Source organism: Aestuariibaculum sediminum, assembly GCF_014596945.1.
Lineage (GTDB): Bacteria > Bacteroidota > Bacteroidia > Flavobacteriales > Flavobacteriaceae > Aestuariibaculum > Aestuariibaculum sediminum.
Genome location: NZ_JACVXB010000001.1, coordinates 274,305 through 293,274 on the forward strand (window position 1 = coordinate 274,305; position 18,970 = coordinate 293,274).

Sequence of the window (18,970 nt, forward strand, 5' to 3'; positions counted from 1 at the left end):
TGACTTTAGATTTTTGTGGGCGCGAAGGGATTCGAACCCCTGACCCCTTGGGTGTAAACCAAGTGCTCTGAACCAACTGAGCTACGCGCCCCGAAATCGGACTGCAAAGATACTCTAGAATTTGAATTGACAAAAACTTTTTTAAAAAAAATTAAAGAATTTCAGCTACAACAAAATTACTTCCGCCAATAAACACAAAATCGCTAATTTCGGCATTTTGCAACGCGGCTTCATAGGCTTTATTTACCGAAGGATACGATTTGCCAAATAAATTATATTTTGCAAATGCTTCTCTTAATTTATCGGCGTTTAATCCTCTTGGAATATCAGGTTTACAAAAATAATATTCAGCCTTTTGCGGTAACAAGTCTATAATTGAGTTTAAATCTTTATCACTTACCACTCCAAAAACGATATGTAATTTGTTGTAATTTTCCTTGGCAAACTGATTCATTACATAAGTTAGCCCATCGCGATTATGCCCCGTATCACAAACTACTTTGGGCTGTAAATTTAAAATCTGCCAACGCCCTAAAAGCCCCGTATTTTTTACTACAAATTGCAACCCTTTAACAATGTTTTCTTCTGAAATAACAAAACCTTTTAATTGCAACTGTTTTAAAGCATGCTGTACCGTGATGATATTTTTATTTTGATAAGCCCCTATTAAATCAGATCTATATTGTTTTGATGAAAGCTGATCGGCAAAAATAATATCCGAATTATTATCCTTAGCTAATTTAAGAAATACGTCTTTTGTTTCTTGTTGCGTTTCACCAATTACAACAGGTATATGCTTTTTAATAATTCCACCTTTTTCCCGGGCGATAGCATCTAAAGTTGTTCCTAAAAATTGTGTATGATCTAAACCTATGTTTGTAATTACAGAGACTTCTGGAGTAATAACATTTGTAGAATCCAGTCTTCCACCCATACCAACTTCTATAACAGCAATATCAACTTTTTCTTTAGCAAAATAATCGAAAGCCATACCTACTGTCATTTCAAAAAAAGACAATTCATTTGCTTCAAAAAAAGGCTTATACTTGGCTATAAAATCAATTACATAAGTTTTACTTACAACCTCACCATTTATTTTAATACGCTCTCTAAAATCCTTTAAATGAGGTGATGTGTACAATCCAACTTTATATCCAGCTTCCTGAAGCACGGACGCTATCATATGGCTTGTTGAACCTTTACCATTAGTACCTGCAACATGAATAGATTTAAACTCACGCTCCGGATGATTTAACGCTTGTACTAACTTTAAAGTGTTTGATAAATCCTTTTTAAATGCCGACTGGCCCTGACGTTGATACATTGGTAATTGTGAAAACATCCAATCTATCGTATCCTGATATGTCATATTCTAATTACTGACCTAATTTGAAGTTTACTTTTACGAAACCTATTTGTTTAACAGGCGCATTAGGGTCTGGTTGCCATTTATGAGATAAAGCAATTTTTTTAGCAGGCTCAAGTAAACATGGTGCTGTATTGGTAGTTCCCCTAACGCCAGGTTCTGCTTCAATCACATTCCCATTTCTGTTTACAATTATCTTTACGATAACCATGCCCGATTCGTTACAATCCTGTTTTAGTGTTTGATATGACGCCCTTCCTCTACCGTTTAAACCATAACCGACGCCGCCACTACCAGATCCTCCGGAACCAAAATAGCTCGGTGCGTAGGGGTCGCCATCGAGTTGACCTTTATCACCTGCTTTATTATCATCACCTTCACCTCCAGTGGCCGTTCCTTCAGACTTACTTACACCTCCAATTAACGCATTTAATTTCCTCTTTTTTTCGTCTTGCTCACGCTTTTCTCTTGCAATACGCTCGGCTTCAGCTTTTGCCTTTGCATCGGCTTCTGCTTTAGCTTTAGCTTCTGCTTCTTTCTGTTTCTTTATCGCGATCTCTTCAGCATTATCCGCTGTAAGAACTTCTTCTTTTGTTTCAGCTGCCTTTGTTGGTTCTGCTTTTGTTACTTCAGGTTCCGAAGGGCGATCTATTTCATTGGGCTCAGATTTTATAGGTTTTAATGGCTGAACATTTCCGGACCCCACGTTAGACGTTCCGAAATTAACAGCTACCCCATATTCTACCGGAGGATCCATATAGGGCGTTCCCACTACAAATAACAGCAGCAATATAATAACCGTAATTAACGCCGTTAATTTAGCAGAATCTCTTTCGTGTTTCGTTTCGAAATATTTCATCAGTTTGTTTTTCTGATTTATGATATACTCACGCTATACCCTCAACCCCATTATAGCTTTAAAAGTCAAATTTAGTTATTAGGTCTAACCGCCAAAATGACTTTAAATTTGTTTCTATTTGCTATATCCATCACCTTCACTACATTTTCGACTGGAACCGATTTTTCTGCTCTTAAAACAATTGTTGGTTTATCTTGAGTAGATAATAAAGCCAATAATTCATTTTCTAAAAGTGCTTCGCCAACGCGCTTTTGATCGATGTAGTAGGTTAAGTCCTTTTTGATACTAACTGCTACAGACTTCTTATTCTCGGTTTTGCCGCTTGCCTTTGGCAATAAAATATCGATAGCGTTTGTAGTAACTAATGTAGACGCCAACATAAAAAATATCAACAACAGAAAAACAATATCTGTCATTGATGCCATACTAAATTCTGGCGTAACTTTATTTCTTCCTTTTAAATTCATTAAATAGGCTCATTTAAATGATCTAAAAACTCTACTGAATGGGCTTCCATTTGGTACACAACCTTATCTGTTTTAACAACTAAATGGTTGTAGGTCATATAGGCAACAATACCAACAATTAATCCTGCTACAGTAGTCGTCATGGCGGTATATAATCCGTCAGCTAATAATTTTATATCAATTTGACCACCAGAATTGGCAATTTCGAAAATAGACAAGATCATTCCTATAACAGTTCCTAAGAATCCAATCATAGGTGCAGCTCCCGAAATAGTAGCCAATATACTCACGTTTTTTTCTAAGCTGTACACCTCTAATCTTCCTGCATTTTCAATGGCGGTATTTATATCGGCTAGGGGTTTTCCTATTCTTGTGATACCTTTATTAATAAGCCTTGATACTGGTGAATTGGTTTGCGCACATAATAATTGCGCCGAATCAATTTTACCATGTGTAACATGATCTTTAATTTGATTCATAAAATTAGCATCTATTTTTGCTGCCGATTTTATAGCAAACAAGCGCTCAAAATAGATATAAATTGCTGCTACAAGTAGGACAAACAGCAATAAAATAATGACTTGACCAGCAACACCACCGCTACTGATTAGTTCGATAATCGAAAGTGTTTTTTCTACAGACTCTTCATCTGTAAGTAACTCGGCACCTTCTTGTGAATTTTGTAATAAAGTGTTAAGCATATCTTTAAGTTTATGGGCAATTGTATAACGATTGTTTTGTTAATTAAGTATGTTATTACAAATAAACAAAAAAATAAATATTAATAATTAGTTTTATTTCATACATACTTCTAAAAAACTACCTCGTGGAGTTGCCACGAGGTAGTCTATTTTCTTGCGCTTACAAGTTTACAATTATTTAAGCACAGTTTAAAAAATTATTATTTTGATTAGAACAAGGTTCGGGTTACCATAAATGCCGCAGCTCCTACCAAGAAACCAACCAAGGCTAACCATGAAATCTTTTTAAGATACCAGAAGAAATCAATTTTTTCCATACCCATAGCCACAACACCAGCAGCAGAACCAATAATTAACATACTTCCTCCTGTTCCTGCTGAATATGCTATAAAGTGCCAAAGCTCATTATCCATAGGCTCATGAAACATTCCCAAACTCGCTGCAACCAACGGTACATTATCGATAACCGCAGATCCCACACCTAATAATAACACAACTAAATCTGACACACCTTCACCCACATGAATTTCTGTTCCTAACATTGGCATAGTTTCCTGTAAAGACTCAGCAAATCCGAATAAAATTCCTAAAGACTCTAAGGCGGCAACCGCCATTAAAATTCCTAAGAAGAATAATATACTTGGTAATTCAATTTTAGATAGTGAATGGTGCACCGGACTATGGTGCGCATGTGCATCACTTTCGCCATCAAGCTCTGTCATACTAAACTTAGAGCTACTATAAATTTCTGCAAATACAGCCACAACACCTAGAGACAACATCATTCCCACATAAGGCGGTAAGTGTGTTACCATTTTAAAAATCGGAACAAACACAATAGCACCAAGCCCTAAATATAGCATTGTAGCGCTAAACTTCGATTTTGGTTTGTCATCATCACTTTCTTCAATATCAAGCTCTCCTTTAAACACTGGTAAAAACGAAGCTATTAACGAAGGAACTATCATACATAATAACGATGGTACAAATAAATACCCAACCAAATGATCGGTTGATACTTTTTTACCAATCCATAACATGGTTGTGGTTACATCCCCAATTGGAGACCATGCTCCTCCTGCATTTGCTGCAATAATAATTAAACCTGCATACCAAATACGAATATCGCGGTCTTTTACAATTTTTTGAAGTATTGAAATTAATACAATTGTCGCTGTTAAATTATCGATAATAGCCGATAAAATAAATGCTAGTATAGAAAATATCCATAATATTTTGGTTTTCTTTTTTGTTTTAACAAAGCTCTTTATTGTAGCAAAACCATCGAAATAATCAATAATTTCAACAATTGTCATCGCTCCCAAAAGAAACACCAAAATTTCGGCTGTTTTACCCAAATGATGCAATAAGGTTTCCTCCATGAGGTGCAGCTTTTCGTAGTGATTAAAATCGCCAAAACCAGCGAGCAAGTCGTGGTTGGCAGAATCAAACCAGTTTGGAAAGCTATCTAAACCTAGAGATATTAAGGCCCAACAAATAGCCATCATGACCAATGCCGGTATAAGTTTATCTATTTTTAAATTATGTTCGAGAGTTATGGCTAAATAGCCTAAAACAAATACTAAAATAATCGCTGTTTCCATAAAAAAATTAAAAATTAAATAAGTTGGCTGAGCGCAATCTCAAAAGCGGTAGCACTCATACCTGTTTTATGTTGGTTTTTGCTATAAACGTTTTCTATAGCTTCCTTTATCTTATTCGATGTATCATTAAAAATAGCATCGTCTGTCATTTGCACACGACGCTCCATAAAGTAAGCAAATACACGTGCCATACCACAGTTCGATATAAAATCAGGAATTAAACTAACCTGATTATCGGTATGCTCCATAATCGGCCCAAAAAATATTTCTTTATCTGCAAAAGGCACATTGGCTCCACAGGAAATAACTTCAAGTCCGTTTTTAATTAACTGATTTATTTGTTGCTCAGTAATTAATCGAGATGCGGCACAAGGTGCAAAAATTTCAGCATTAATGCTCCAAATTTTATCATTTATCTCTTCAAAAGGGATCAAATGATCACTTTCTAAGGTGTTACCCTTTTTTGCTAAAAATAAGGCTTTAATCTCCTCAAATGTAAATCCTTGCTCATTTATTAAACCGCCCGCAATATCGATAATTCCTACGACTTTTGCACCCATTTGAGCCAAATAATATGCTGCCGCAGCTCCTACATTCCCAAACCCTTGAATAACAGCACGTTTACCTTGAACCGATCCGTCGTAGATTTTATAAAAATGTTTTACAGCCTCGGCAACACCAAATCCTGTTATCATATCGGCAACAGTATATTTTCTTAAAACATCGGGGGAATACTTCGGATTTTCAATGACTTTTATAACACCTTGTCTTAATTGCCCGATACGGTTAATTTTATCGGCTTCCGTTGGTTTAAAATGTCCGTTAAACACACCTTCCTGAGGATGCCAGACCCCACTTTCTTCAGTTATTGGAATAACCTCATGAATTTCATCTACATTTAAATCTCCTCCTGTCCCGTAATAACTTTTAAGCAATGGAGAAACCACCTTATACCAACGTTCAAGCACCCCTTTCTTTCTTGGATCTTTAGGATCGAAATTAATCCCCGATTTAGCACCACCAATAGCTGGACCCGAAACTGTAAATTTAATCTCCATGGTTTTTGCCAACGACAAAACTTCATTTACATCTAAACCTAAACGCATTCTGGTACCGCCTCCGGCTGCACCGCCGCGTAATGAATTAATCACTACCCAGCCTTCGGCTTCGGTTTCGGAGTCTTTCCAGTTAAATATTATTTCAGGGGTTTTATTCTCGTATTTTTTTAATAATTCTTTCATTGTGTTTGTTTAAAAATGTCTTTAATAACTGATTCTAAAATCAAATTTGTTCGGTGTTTTTTGATATTAAAGCGTAGCTATAATTGAGTCATTTCTAAACGGTTTAAATTATTAATTCACAAATATAAAAAACTAAAAATGCCTGAAGATTAATTTTAAATTATTTTTAGGGCCGTAAAATCTTGCCCGAACTGTGGTCTTTACTGGCTCCCGTTACCGTACTCAGGCAATTTATTTCGTTACGAAGTTTCAAGACTCCGAGGAACCCAAAAATTAAAGCTTCTTTAAATTCAACAATGGCAGCTTCCGGAATAACGATGTTATTTTCAGTATACGTTTTCAATCTTTTAATTAGAAACGCATTGTAAACGCCTCCTCCCGTAATGAATACCGATGCTTTTTTCTTTTTATTCATTTCATTGGCCAGTTGTAGTGCTATATGCTCAACAAAGGTTCTTAAAACATCATTAACACTTAATTGAAATCCATCTATTAACGGAAAGATTTTTAAATTAACCCATTCTAAGCCAAGCGATTTAGGAAAATCTTCTAGATAAAACGGTATAGCATTTAATTCATTTAACAGATCCCGATGCACAACTCCTTTGGCAGCTATTTTTCCTCCATCATCATAATCATAACCTAATTTCTTGACATAATGATTTAAAACAATATTAACCGGACAAATATCATAGGCAATTCGCTTATTTTCTATTTCTGTTGAGATATTTGCGAATCCTCCAAGGTTTAAACAAAAATCGAAATTCGAAAACAACAATTTATCACCTATAGGCACAAGAGGAGCGCCCTGCCCTCCAAAAGCTACATCTTGAACTCTAAAATCGCACACAACAGTTTCCTGAATTTTTTTTGCTAACTCAGGTAAATTTCCAATTTGATATGTTATCTCCTTTTCAGGTTGATGAAGCGCTGTGTGCCCATGAGAACAAACTGCATCAATTTTATCTATATTAAATTCGGTTATAAAGTTTTTTATTACCTCAGCTAAATAATTAGTGTACTCGAGATCGATAGATTTCAATTCTTCTATAGAACGGGAAACCAAATCGCTTAACACAGTACACCAAACCTTCGGATACGTTACCGTTTGAGCATGGATGACCTGAAAATTCCAGCGATTACTTTTTTCAAACGACACATAAATTAAGTCTATACCATCGAGCGATGTCCCAGACATAACTCCAATAACTTTATAACTATTTTTTATCATACTCAACAAAAATAAGAATGCCTTTTAATAAATTATCATTAAAAAGCTATATTTGTGTGTATTTTTTATCGAATAAACGCAATAACTAAGAATTATGAATTTTACGCTTTCTGAAGAACATAAAATGATACGAGATGCCGCACGCGATTTTGCTCAAAACGAATTATTACCAGGGGTAATAGAACGTGATGAAAAGCAAAACTTCCCTAAAACGCTCGTAAAAAAAATGGGAGACCTTGGTTTTCTAGGCATTATGGTCGACCCAAAATATGGCGGTAGTGGCATGGATACCATTTCATATGTATTAATTATGGAAGAATTATCAAAAATAGACGCTTCGGCTTCGGTAATCGTATCGGTAAATAATTCTTTGGTTTGTTACGGTCTTGAAGCATACGGCACAGAAGAGCAAAAACAAAACTACTTAACAAAATTAGCAACTGGAGAATATTTAGGTGCATTTTGTTTAAGCGAACCCGAAGCTGGTAGCGACGCTACCTCTCAAAAAACCACTGCAATCGACAAAGGTGATTATTACCTTTTAAATGGCACAAAAAACTGGATAACTAATGGCGGTCGTGCCGATATATATCTGGTTATGGCACAAACTGATCGGGACAAAGGGTCGCACGGCATTAACGCCTTTATAATTGAAAAAGATATGGAAGGTTTTCATATTGGTCCCAAAGAAGATAAACTAGGAATTCGAGGAAGCGACACCCACACCCTACAATTTAATGATGTAAAAGTCCCAAAAGCAAATCGCATAGGCGAAGATGGCTCCGGTTTTAGGTTTGCTATGAAAACACTTTCTGGTGGTCGCATAGGTATTGCTGCTCAAGCCTTAGGAATAGCCGCTGGCGCTTACGAACTGGCTTTAAAATATTCAAGGGAACGTAAGGCTTTTGGAACTGAAATTTGCAACCATCAAGCCATTGCTTTTAAGTTAGCCGATATGTATACCGACATTGAAGCAGCCAGATATTTAGTGATGCGAGCAGCCTGGGATAAAGACCAAGGTAAAAGCTATGATGTATCGAGTGCTGTAGCTAAATTACAAGCCTCAAAAGTAGCCATGCAACATACTGTGGAAGCCGTCCAAATTTTTGGAGGAAACGGTTTTGTAAAAGAGTACCATGTAGAACGCCTAATGCGTGATGCTAAAATTACACAAATTTACGAGGGTACTTCAGAAATTCAAAAAATTGTAATCTCGAGAAGTATTTTGAGAGCTTAAAAATTCCTTTTTACAAACAGTATTTAAAAATCCATTTTTTATTTCTAGATCCCAAAAACGACAACGTTTTATAGTCCATTATTTTCTTTTGAGAATAATGGACTTTTTTTGTTAAGAAAATTAATAGCTTTCGACTTTTAAGTTATACATTTCTATTTTTAAACAAAAAATCAAAATATGCAAAAAACATATTACGACCCAGCCGATCTTAAAAAATTTGGAAAAATATCGGAATGGAATGAAGAATTAGGCGCCAAATTTTTCGAATACTACGGTAAAGTTTTTGAAGCTGGCGCACTTACTGAAAGAGAAAAATCACTAATAGCTTTAGCCGTATCTCACACCATTCAGTGCCCATATTGCATTGATGCTTACACTGGCGACGGTTTACAACGTGGCATTACAAAGGAAGAGATGATGGAAGCTTTACATGTAGCATCGGCTATTAGAGGAGGTGCTTCGCTCGTGCACGGTGTCCAAATGATGAACAAAGTGAATAAACTGGACATGTAAACAGTACTTTTAGCCAACAAAATAACTAACTATTTTCAAATGATTAAATCGCTTCATAAACGTGAAAGTGAATTGGCAAATGCCAAGAGACAACAGGAAATACTTTCAAATAGTATTTTTCAACATGGTGAATTACCTACTTTTAAAACCAAACTTTCAGAATCTAAACAATTCCCTTTACAAGCTAAAAAGCTAGAAATTTTGCAGATTAACTTAGGGTATATGTGCAACCAAATTTGCACACATTGTCATGTCGACGCTGGTCCCGATCGAAAGGAAATTATGAGCAAGGACACGATGTTACAATGTTTAGAAGTTATAAAAACTACCGGAGCACATACTTTAGATTTAACGGGCGGTGCGCCAGAAATGAATCCGAATTTTCGTTGGTTTGTAGAAGAAGCTTCAGAAGCAGGAATTAAAGATTTTATTGTTCGTTCAAACTTAACCATCATTACAGCAAATAAAAAATATTTCGATTTGCCAGACTTTTTCAAAAAGCACAATGTTCATGTTGTAAGTTCGATGCCACACTGGACTAAAGGAAAAACCGACAAACAACGTGGTAACGGTGTTTTCGATGCCTCACTTAGAGCTTTAAAAATGTTAAACGATGTAGGTTACGGTTTACCCAACAGCACTCTTAAACTGGATTTAGTCTACAATCCTTCAGGAGCTTTTCTACCAGCCAATCAATCGGCTATGGAAAATGACTTTAAAAAAGCATTTCTTGAAGAATTCGGTATTCATTTTCATAACCTCTTTGCTTTAACTAATTTACCTATTAGTCGGTTTTTAGATTATTTAATCGCCTCTGAAAATTATGAAGATTACATGTATGCATTAGTTGAAGCCTTTAATCCTAATGCGGTAAAAAACGTGATGTGTACCAACACCCTTTCGGTGAGTTGGAATGGTTATTTATACGATTGCGATTTCAATCAAATGTTAGAGCTTCCTGTAAACAGTAAAGTAAAACACATTTCCGATTATAACGAGAACCTTCTAGAAGGCAGAGATATTGTTATTTCTCAACATTGCTATGGTTGTACCGCCGGTGCAGGTAGTAGTTGCCAGGGATCTGTTACCTAATTTTGTTTCAATTTAAATGAAAACCCAAAATATTAATTCAGACCCCAAACAGGCTTTAATCATTTTTACGAGAAATCCAGAACTTGGTAAGTGCAAAACTCGATTAGCAAAAACCGTTGGTGATGAAGTCGCATTAAAAATTTACAAACATCTACTGCAACATACAGCTTCGGTAGCTGCATCTTTAAAAGTAGACAAATTTGTGTTTTATTCTGAAAACATCGTTGAAAACGATATTTGGAATCCGAAAATATTCCACAAATATTTACAATCGGGACAAGATTTGGGAGAGCGCATGGAATCAGCCTTTTCAGCTCTTTTAAACCTGGGCTACAACAAGGTTATTATAATTGGTAGCGACTTATTAGATTTAAATACCAAGACCATTAACAAGGCTTTTGAAAAACTTAATACTCATGACTATGTTGTTGGCCCTGCAAAAGACGGTGGATATTATTTATTAGGAATGAAAATTTTAACACCCACACTTTTTAAAAACAAAGCATGGGGAACCCAAACCGTACTTAAAGAAACTTTAAAAAATTTACAAAACAAAAACTTTTCCTTATTACAAGAATTAAATGATATTGATACCTTTGAAGATATTCAAGGTTATGAAGAATTAAAACAATATTATTCAACTCATGATTAAAATAATTAACGAAACTACGGACTACCTAAAAGGCAAAGGCTTCGACAATCCAGAAATAGGCATCATATTAGGCACCGGATTAGGTCAGCTAGTCGACGAGATTGACGTTTTACATGAAGTAAGCTATAATCATATACCTAATTTTCCAACTGCAACTGTCGAGTTTCATAAGGGCAAACTAATTTATGGCATTCTCGAAGGGAAAAAAATTATGGTTATGCAAGGACGTTTTCATCTATATGAAGGCTATACGCTACAAGATGTTACTTTTCCAGTGCGCATTATGGAAAAATTAGGCATAACAACACTTTTAGTTTCTAATGCAGCTGGTGCTATTAATACAAACTATAAGAAAGGTGAATTAATGCTAATTGACGACCATATAAACTTGCAAGGAGACTCTCCTCTAGCCTTTAGAGGTGTCGAACAATTAGGCGAGCGCTTTGTAGATATGAGTGCGCCTTACGATGCTCGTATTAATGCAAAATTTAGGAGTATTGCTAAAAATCTGGACATCAAGCTACATCAAGGCGTTTATGCCAGCGTGTTGGGTCCGCAACTGGAAACACGTGCTGAATACAGAATGTTAAAAATTATGGGGGCTGATGCTGTAGGTATGAGTACCGTTCCTGAAATTATTGTAGCCAATCATTTAAATCTTAAAGTTGCCGCAGTTTCAGTTTTAACCGATGAATGCGACCCCGACCATTTAAAACCGGTAAATATTAATGAAATTATAGAAATGGCAAAAAAGGCAGAACCAAATATGATTACCCTTTTCAGAGAATTAATCAAGATATTATAAATATCAAACAAAAAAGAAGGCTAGGAAGCCTTCTTTTTTGTTGTTATAGTGTACACGAACAATCTTGTATTCTAAAAATTATGCCCAAACTATGTTGCCAGTGTTTGGTTAAGTAATCTTCAAAAGAATGTTTATAAGTGGTTTCCCAACTTACACCTATCGTTTCAGAAAACCAATATTTTAGACCTCCTGTTAAATTTATTGTTGCCGCACCAACCAAATTATCCGTTCCATTAGCACCAGAAAGCATATTATACGTACCTTCCTGAATCCATGTATACCCTAAACCTGCGCCTACAAATGGTTCGGCATTTTCAGATTTGAACAAATTATTAATATCTGTATTTATCATGGCATCAAAGCCTAAGTAAGTAAGGCCATCTACTTCAACACGAGAATCTCCAGTAAACTCACCCCATTTATTAAGTTTATTAAACGATGCGCGCGCACTTAAAAATACGTCCTCATTAATATATCTGGCTACTTTTAAAGTTGGTAAGCCTATATTCCAATGGTCGTTAACATTAAAAAACTCATCAAAAAACGGACCCTGAGGTGCATCTCCCCCTATCGAGTAAACATTTACAGCATTAAAACCTGCTTCAAAAACCCAGGGACTATCGCCAAAACTTTGGCCAAAAGCCGTAATACCACACCACATAGAAAATATACTCACAAAAATCTTTTTCATATTTTATTTCAGTTAAATATTAATAAATTCAGGGCTGCCGAAATTAAAAATTCTTGGTTTACTGAAACGCATTATTTTAAATTGATATTGCTTTTTTGTGCATGTTTTCGATGAACAACACACCTACAATAAACCAGACGCTTTATTTACGAGAAAACCATAAGAAAAGATTTTTAATGCTGTTATTTTTATAAATTCATACCGACTTATCCTCAAATAAAACAGAATAACAATATATGAGCTACCTTGAAACCACCCACAATCTTTATAAAGAAGCCGCACTAACTCCCGATGTTGGTTTATGCTGTACCACTAACCCTATTTGGGAATTACCGGGGTTAAAAATTCCAAAAATCATGCAGGAAATGAATTATGGCTGTGGTAGCACGGTACATGCTCGCGATTTATCAAACAACCCAAAAATGCTTTATGTAGGCGTTGGGGGAGGCATGGAACTTTTACAATTTTCTTATTTCAATAGAAATAAGGGCGGCGTTGTAGGTGTTGACGTTGTCGATGAAATGCTAGAGGCTTCAAAGCGAAATTTTATTGAAGCCGAAAAAATGAACCCTTGGTTTAAAAGCGAATTTATAGATTTGAAAAAAGGGGATGCTTTAAATTTACCCGTTAATGACAACACCATTGACGTTGCAGCCCAAAACTGTTTATTTAACATTTTCAAAGCTGAAGACTTAAAGCGAGCTATTGCTGAAATGTATCGCGTGCTAAAACCACACGGACGGTTAGTGATGAGCGACCCTACCTGTGAACAAGAAATGAACGAAACCTTGAGAAACGATGAACGCTTGCGCGCTTTATGTTTAAGCGGAAGTATACCCATTGCTGAATATATTAAAATGTTAACCGATGCCGGTTTTGGAACCATTGAAATTAGAGCGCGAAAACCATATCGCATTTTAGACCCCAAAAATTACCCTACAAACGAGTTAATATATATCGAATCTATAGAAGTGGCAGCCATTAAAGATCCTATTCCTGAAGACGGCCCATGCGTATTTACAGGTAAAGCCGCTATTTATTATGGAGATGGCGATTATTTTGATGATAAAAAAGGGCATATCTTATTAAAAAATCAACCACTTGCCATTTGTGATAAAACGGCAGATGCATTAAAAACTTTAGGTCGAAATGATATTTTTATTAGCGAATCTACATACCATTATGATGGCGGTGGATGCTGTTAAAGATTAAAAAAAGCGCAACGTGCAATGTATACTATGCTTTCTTTAATAATGAAAAAACTTAAAATCTAAACAAGTGACTCATTGTCCAAGCTGGCCCTATTAACAAAAACTGTATATCTTTTAAAAATGAAAGTTTCTTACCCTCATGATTATGACCTATAAACTGAAATACCCACGACACGGCAAAAATAAATAACATTACTAACCAAAGCGGGGCCAGATTTAACTGGTCTAAAATATAAATACCGTAAAGCACAATTAAGGAAAATAAAACCATTACGATAAACAACCTAAAAGACAGTTTTAAATAATATATCAAAACCAAAATCAAGGCAAAAGAACCTAGATGCAAAAATGGTTGAAACGTTTCTGGTACTTTTGATAAAAATAAAGACCCAGTAGGAATGCAAGCCAACAATCCTACAATAGAAAAAAATATTGCAGGGACACAGATGAAGTGAATACGCTTATAAAAAGTGGTTTGATGACTTTCGCCATAAGTAGCCAGTAATCGATCTATTGTCCTCATAATATCTTATTTTTACTTTAAGATTAGTTAGTCAATTAGTTATGAATAAATATATAGAAATTATCAAAAATGCTTACACCGGGTATTGGAATTACTTAAAGCACGAATTAATTTCAATCAATCACTGGGATAACTATTTTTATGGCCTACTATGTATTTCATTAATTGTATGGCTGCTGGAAATATGTTTCCCCTGGAGAAAAAACCAATCCATTTTCAGAAATGATTTCTGGCTAGATACCTTTTACATGTTTTTTAATTTCTTTCTTCTGAATTTAATTGTTCTCATAGCCTTATCAAATACGGCTGCCCAGTTTTTAAACGATATTTTATCCTTTATCGGAATTAGCATTTCAAGTTTTCAGTTATTCGATGTCGACGACCTACCAAAAGTTTTAGGCCTTTTCATATTTTTTGTAGTTGGCGATTTTATACAATGGAACACCCACCGATTATTACACCGTATCCCATGGCTTTGGAATTTTCATAAAGTGCACCACTCGGTGAAAGAAATGGGATTTGCAGCTCATTTACGATACCATTGGATGGAGCCAGTGATTTACAAGTCCTTGTTATACATTCCCATGGCCATAATTGGCGGGTTTGATGCTCAAGATGTCGCTATAGTTCATTTTTTTAATATCGCAATCGGTCATTTAAATCATGCCAATTTAGGTTGGAACTACGGTCCTTTAAAATATATTTTCAACAACCCCAAAATGCATATCTGGCACCATGCAAAAAACTTACCAGAACACAGCAAATACGGTATCAATTACGGACTTACATTAAGTCTTTGGGATTACCTATTTAACACGGCTCATATACCCTACAATGGGAGAGACATTGAATTAGGGTTTGAAGGCGACGAAAATTTCCCAAAAGATTTTATTCATCAAGAACTCTATCCCTTAAGTAAAAAATGAAATTAGTTTTATGCATTTTTTTAATCGGTTCATTTCAAATTTCCCGATATGAATTACAAGCACAAGAGAACGACTCTCGCCTTTGGAATACTCTTCTCCAAAAGCATGTAACTCCTAATGGCATAGTAGATTATAAAGCATTTAAAAAACAACACCATATTTTAAAAGATTATATACACTTTTTAAGTGAACATGTACCCGGTAAAACTGCTAATAAAAATGAAGTCCTTGCTTTCTGGATTAACGCATATAATGCTCTTACTATTGACCTCGTTTTACGGCACTACCCGATTTCAAGTATTAAAAACATAAAAAAACCCTGGAAACAACCCTTATGGAAATTTAACGAACAATGGTATGATTTATCGACAATAGAACATGATATCTTAAGAAAAATGGAGGAACCTAGAATTCATTTTGCAATAAACTGTGCTTCTATTTCCTGTCCAAAACTTCAAAATTTTGCATTTACTCCAAACCAATTGGAAGAGCAACTTACTATAGCTACAACAACATTTTTAAACGATACTACTAAAAACAGCATTTCCATTAATCAGTTGGAATTATCCAAAATCTTTAAATGGTATCGCTCCGATTTTTTAGCTCAGGACAAGAGCATTGCGCACTTTATTAGCAGGTATACCGAAAGCACAATTTCTGAAAATGCAACGATTAGTTTCAAACCGTATAACTGGAATTTAAATGAATAAAATTTCCATAATAATACCAATACTAAATGAAGCTACAACCATAGAAACTTTATTAAAGCACCTTTACAAAAACTCACAATCTAAAAATATTGCTGAAATAATTGTTGCTGATGGCGGTAGTACCGACGGATCACAAAAAATCGTTGCGACATTTCCTGAGGTTAATCTTGTTAATTCTGCAAAAGGCCGAGCAAAACAAATGAACTTAGGGGCAAAATACGCAACGGGAAACATTCTTTATTTTTTACACGCCGATTCATTCCCACCCAATAATTTCGACACCTATATTCTTAACGAATTCACCAAAGGACATTTAGCTGGATGTTTTATAATGAAATTTAACTATAACCATTGGTGGTTAAAACTCGTAGGCTATTTAACAAAACTACCTTGGCAAATATGCAGAGGCGGTGACCAGAGCCTGTTTATAACCAAAAAATTATTTGATGATATTGGAGGTTACAATGAAAATTACACCATTTATGAAGACAATATTTTAATTAATGAATTGTATAAAATAAACCAGTTTAAAGTTATTCCAAGATGGTTAACAACCGATGCGAGACGCTATAAAAACCTAGGAGTTTTTAAATTACAATACCACTTTTTTGTCATTCACCTAAAGCAACGTTTTGGAGCTAATGCCAACGAACTTTACCTCTATTACAAAAAGCATATTTCGTAATTAACATTGCTTTCAAAGATTGTAACACATTCATTTACAGTTAACACGTTAAATTTTTCAAAAAAGAGGCTTAACAAAAGTCTAATTCAATCGTCTATATTTTATAAAGTCATAACTTTAATACAAATACATTGCTATGCTAAAAAAATATTTATCGATTTTATGCTTCACATTCTTGTCTTTCAAGCTTTTTGCTCAAGCACAACTAAGTGCCACCATTTTAGACTCCTTAACACTAAAACCTATCCCCTACACAACAATTTCATACAATAATATTTCGGGTGTTATAAGTAACGACGAAGGCTTCTTTCTAATGAACTTAAAAGCTTCGCCAAAAAGTAATGACAGCATTTACATTAAATGTTTAGGCTACAAAACCAAAGCAATTCCTGCTCTAAATTTTAACAAAGATTCTATTTTGCTTCAGGAAAAAAGCATTGAACTAAATGAGGTTTTGGTGTCAAATAAAAACTATACCGCCGAGGAGATTATAGAAAAAGCCAACAACCATTTAAACGACAATTACCAACCTATAATTTCAATGAGTAAGCTGTTTTACAGATCATCTTTATCCAATACAATTTTAAAAAACAAGGTTGAGGTTAAAGAAAGTTCAATTCCAGAATTAAATCAAAGATTTATCGACAGCATTATTAATGCCATTCCGAAACAATCGGACGATTATACTGAGATTTTAGGCCATTTATACCGAAATGAAAACATAAATGAACCTTACAAATTAGACATAACCAAAGCGGCTCATTTATTAGATGAAAACAGCGATTTTGATGAGGAAGCTATTGAGAAACGCATGAATGATATTATAAAAAATCATGTAAAACGCGATTCCTACTTTAAAATTAAATCAGGTATTATTGGGGTAAAGCAAGACATAGATTCCTCGTTTTTTGAACCGAATAAAAAACTAGAAAAAGAAAAATCGGAAGCATTTTTAGAAGAACAAAAAAAGAAAGCTGAAGAACGAAAAAAACAATTTCTAAAATACAGAAAACGTTCTATAGCCGATTTAGAACAACGTAGTTTTATTTATAAAAATTCGAACTTAGACTTTTTAGAAAAACAAAACAGATACAATTTTGAAATATTAGATTACCTGTTTTTGAACGACAGCTTTGTTTACAAAATAGTTTTTACACCCAAAAGAAAAGCCGACTATCAAGGTGTCCTATACATAAATACAGACGATTTTGCAATTATAAGAGTTGATTACGAAAGTGTAAATCCTTTAAAAAAATTTAGCTTATTTGGCATCTCATACATGTACACCAAACAAAAAGGCACCTTAATTTATAACAAAATTCAGGAATCAAATGTGTATACTTTAAAATATGCTGAAGACGAATCTACGCATAAAATCGGATTCGACAGACCATTAAAAATTATTGAAAAAAACAAGCACACCAAAGGTCGACGAAAACAAAATGAATTATCTACGGACATACATTTTATATTTTCAACCAAAGAAAAAGAAGAATTAGCTGTTTTTGAAAATAAGATTATAAATGAATCTTCCTTTAATGCGTTTTATGAAAAAGCTAATGTAACCCCTACACAATTAAAAGCCTACGACCCAGATTTCTGGAAAGGATACAACGTTATAGAACCAAACGAAGCTATTAAAAACTTTAAAAGTATTGAAGCCGCTACCGATTAGCTTCGGTTGCGTCCTTTTTCATTAGGATATAAATCTTTTACTACATCGCTTTGTACAAAAGTTTTTAAATCGACATCTATTCCTGTAATCTTTCCATAAAACGCTGCTCCTGTATCTATATTCCATACGTTTGCGGCATTCATAGGTTCAAAAGAATTAAAATTAATTGTTGGTGTGTGCCCTATAAAAATTTCATTGTAATGCTTTAATCTGCCAGGGTATTTAACAGAATTTTTCTCAATTGTTTTATCTAAACCTAAAGCCATCTCCCAAAGTGTTCTGTCTGTAGAAAAACTTTGAGCCATGGGTTCTTTTCCAACGCCGTGCATAGAAGTAAACCCGGCATGAATGAATAATCGGTTTTGGTCATCTAAATAATACCATGGCATAGCATTAAAAAACTCATAATGGCGTTGTTTGTCTTCTTTTGAAAAACCAGCATAACTTTCCATGGTTTCTTTACCACCATGAATGTACCACGTTGGGTTTACATAATCGGTATGCAACCAATTTTCGCACCAGACATCATGATTACCTTTAATAAAAATACAATGTATCTTTTCGGATAAATCGATTAAAAAATCAATGGTTTGTGCAGACTCACTCCATCCATCGACATAATCTCCCATAAAAATAAGGGTGTCGCCATCTTTAACCTCTAATTTATTCAACACTTGAATTAAGGCTTTAAAACCTCCATGAATGTCACCAATTGCATATGTACTCATACCTTGTTTTGATACAAAACTAATATTTTACCAAAAAAGGCATTCATTCTAAG

Annotated in this window: 20 protein-coding genes and 1 tRNA gene; 10 read left to right on the top strand and 11 right to left on the bottom strand. The window is 34.7% G+C overall.

The features are described from left to right. Positions 1–16: 16 nt before the first annotated feature. The 8 genes from ICJ83_RS01320 to ICJ83_RS01355 all read right to left on the bottom strand — a co-directional run bounded on the left by ICJ83_RS01320 (position 17) and on the right by ICJ83_RS01355 (position 7,469). Positions 17–91, bottom strand: a tRNA-Val gene (locus ICJ83_RS01320). Between the two features lie 60 nt (positions 92–151). Further along, positions 152–1,369, bottom strand: coding sequence for a bifunctional folylpolyglutamate synthase/dihydrofolate synthase (locus ICJ83_RS01325; RefSeq protein WP_188228551.1), 1,218 nt, complete (start codon positions 1,367–1,369; stop codon positions 152–154). A gap of 7 nt (positions 1,370–1,376) precedes the next feature. Next, a complete protein-coding gene (locus tag ICJ83_RS01330; protein WP_188228552.1) occupies positions 1,377–2,225 on the bottom strand; it encodes an energy transducer TonB in 849 nt (282 codons plus the stop codon). A 71-nt stretch (positions 2,226–2,296) separates the two neighbouring features. Beyond that, positions 2,297–2,692 (bottom strand): ExbD/TolR family protein, encoded by a 396-nt coding sequence (locus ICJ83_RS01335; protein ID WP_188228553.1) that lies wholly within the window; start codon positions 2,690–2,692, stop codon positions 2,297–2,299. Next, positions 2,692–3,393, bottom strand: coding sequence for a MotA/TolQ/ExbB proton channel family protein (locus tag ICJ83_RS01340; protein ID WP_188228554.1), 702 nt, complete (start codon positions 3,391–3,393; stop codon positions 2,692–2,694). Before ICJ83_RS01340 ends, ICJ83_RS01335 begins: the two co-directional genes overlap by 1 nt. 209 nt (positions 3,394–3,602) lie before the next feature. After that, complete coding sequence (gene nhaD / locus ICJ83_RS01345) at positions 3,603–4,997, bottom strand: sodium:proton antiporter NhaD (protein ID WP_188228555.1); 1,395 nt, start codon at positions 4,995–4,997, stop codon at positions 3,603–3,605. A 14-nt stretch (positions 4,998–5,011) separates the two neighbouring features. Continuing rightward, the gene (locus ICJ83_RS01350) at positions 5,012–6,238 is read right to left on the bottom strand and encodes a Glu/Leu/Phe/Val dehydrogenase dimerization domain-containing protein (protein WP_188228556.1); all 1,227 of its coding nucleotides are present in this window, start codon (positions 6,236–6,238) and stop codon (positions 5,012–5,014) included. A gap of 166 nt (positions 6,239–6,404) precedes the next feature. Continuing rightward, positions 6,405–7,469, bottom strand: a complete 1,065-nt coding sequence (locus ICJ83_RS01355; RefSeq protein ID WP_188228557.1) for an anhydro-N-acetylmuramic acid kinase — start codon at positions 7,467–7,469, stop codon at positions 6,405–6,407. Between the two features lie 94 nt (positions 7,470–7,563). Here ICJ83_RS01355 and ICJ83_RS01360 point away from each other — a divergent pair, with 94 nt between their 5' ends. The 5 genes from ICJ83_RS01360 (at position 7,564) to ICJ83_RS01380 (ending at position 11,768) form a co-directional block, all read left to right on the top strand. Beyond that, positions 7,564–8,706: an acyl-CoA dehydrogenase gene (locus ICJ83_RS01360; protein WP_188228558.1), complete on the top strand. Its 1,143-nt coding sequence runs from the start codon at positions 7,564–7,566 to the stop codon at positions 8,704–8,706. Between the two features lie 177 nt (positions 8,707–8,883). Continuing rightward, positions 8,884–9,219: an arsenosugar biosynthesis-associated peroxidase-like protein gene (locus tag ICJ83_RS01365; RefSeq protein WP_188228559.1), complete on the top strand. Its 336-nt coding sequence runs from the start codon at positions 8,884–8,886 to the stop codon at positions 9,217–9,219. A gap of 39 nt (positions 9,220–9,258) precedes the next feature. Then, positions 9,259–10,311: an arsenosugar biosynthesis radical SAM (seleno)protein ArsS gene (arsS, locus tag ICJ83_RS01370; protein ID WP_188228560.1), complete on the top strand. Its 1,053-nt coding sequence runs from the start codon at positions 9,259–9,261 to the stop codon at positions 10,309–10,311. A 16-nt stretch (positions 10,312–10,327) separates the two neighbouring features. Further along, a complete protein-coding gene (locus ICJ83_RS01375) occupies positions 10,328–10,963 on the top strand; it encodes a TIGR04282 family arsenosugar biosynthesis glycosyltransferase (RefSeq protein WP_188228561.1) in 636 nt (211 codons plus the stop codon). Then, complete coding sequence (locus tag ICJ83_RS01380; RefSeq protein ID WP_188228562.1) at positions 10,956–11,768, top strand: purine-nucleoside phosphorylase; 813 nt, start codon at positions 10,956–10,958, stop codon at positions 11,766–11,768. The genes ICJ83_RS01375 and ICJ83_RS01380 overlap by 8 nt, the downstream gene beginning before the upstream one ends. Positions 11,769–11,811: 43 nt before the next feature. Here ICJ83_RS01380 and ICJ83_RS01385 read toward each other — a convergent pair whose 3' ends face one another. Then, positions 11,812–12,459, bottom strand: coding sequence for a hypothetical protein (locus ICJ83_RS01385; RefSeq protein ID WP_188228563.1), 648 nt, complete (start codon positions 12,457–12,459; stop codon positions 11,812–11,814). Positions 12,460–12,695: 236 nt separating this feature from the next. Between ICJ83_RS01385 and arsM the strand changes: the two genes are divergently transcribed. Next, complete coding sequence (gene arsM, locus ICJ83_RS01390) at positions 12,696–13,664, top strand: arsenosugar biosynthesis arsenite methyltransferase ArsM (RefSeq protein WP_188228564.1); 969 nt, start codon at positions 12,696–12,698, stop codon at positions 13,662–13,664. A gap of 58 nt (positions 13,665–13,722) precedes the next feature. Here arsM and ICJ83_RS01395 read toward each other — a convergent pair whose 3' ends face one another. Then, positions 13,723–14,193 (bottom strand): Mpo1 family 2-hydroxy fatty acid dioxygenase, encoded by a 471-nt coding sequence (locus ICJ83_RS01395; RefSeq protein ID WP_188228565.1) that lies wholly within the window; start codon positions 14,191–14,193, stop codon positions 13,723–13,725. Positions 14,194–14,234: 41 nt separating this feature from the next. Here ICJ83_RS01395 and ICJ83_RS01400 point away from each other — a divergent pair, with 41 nt between their 5' ends. The 4 genes from ICJ83_RS01400 (at position 14,235) to ICJ83_RS01415 (ending at position 18,189) form a co-directional block, all read left to right on the top strand. After that, positions 14,235–15,119 carry a sterol desaturase family protein gene (locus ICJ83_RS01400; protein ID WP_188228566.1) on the top strand — a complete coding sequence of 295 codons (885 nt, stop codon included), beginning with the start codon at positions 14,235–14,237 and terminating at the stop codon, positions 15,117–15,119. Continuing rightward, on the top strand, positions 15,116–15,829 hold the full coding sequence (locus tag ICJ83_RS01405) for a DUF547 domain-containing protein (RefSeq protein WP_188228567.1): 714 nt from the start codon (positions 15,116–15,118) through the stop codon (positions 15,827–15,829). The genes ICJ83_RS01400 and ICJ83_RS01405 overlap by 4 nt, the downstream gene beginning before the upstream one ends. Then, positions 15,822–16,514 (top strand): TIGR04283 family arsenosugar biosynthesis glycosyltransferase, encoded by a 693-nt coding sequence (locus tag ICJ83_RS01410; RefSeq protein ID WP_188228568.1) that lies wholly within the window; start codon positions 15,822–15,824, stop codon positions 16,512–16,514. The genes ICJ83_RS01405 and ICJ83_RS01410 overlap by 8 nt, the downstream gene beginning before the upstream one ends. Positions 16,515–16,650: 136 nt before the next feature. Then, positions 16,651–18,189 carry a peptidase associated/transthyretin-like domain-containing protein gene (locus tag ICJ83_RS01415; protein WP_188228569.1) on the top strand — a complete coding sequence of 513 codons (1,539 nt, stop codon included), beginning with the start codon at positions 16,651–16,653 and terminating at the stop codon, positions 18,187–18,189. Here the strand turns inward: ICJ83_RS01415 and ICJ83_RS01420 are convergent. Then, positions 18,186–18,917 (bottom strand): metallophosphoesterase family protein, encoded by a 732-nt coding sequence (locus ICJ83_RS01420; protein WP_188228570.1) that lies wholly within the window; start codon positions 18,915–18,917, stop codon positions 18,186–18,188. The genes ICJ83_RS01415 and ICJ83_RS01420 overlap by 4 nt on opposite strands. Positions 18,918–18,970 lie beyond the last annotated feature (53 nt).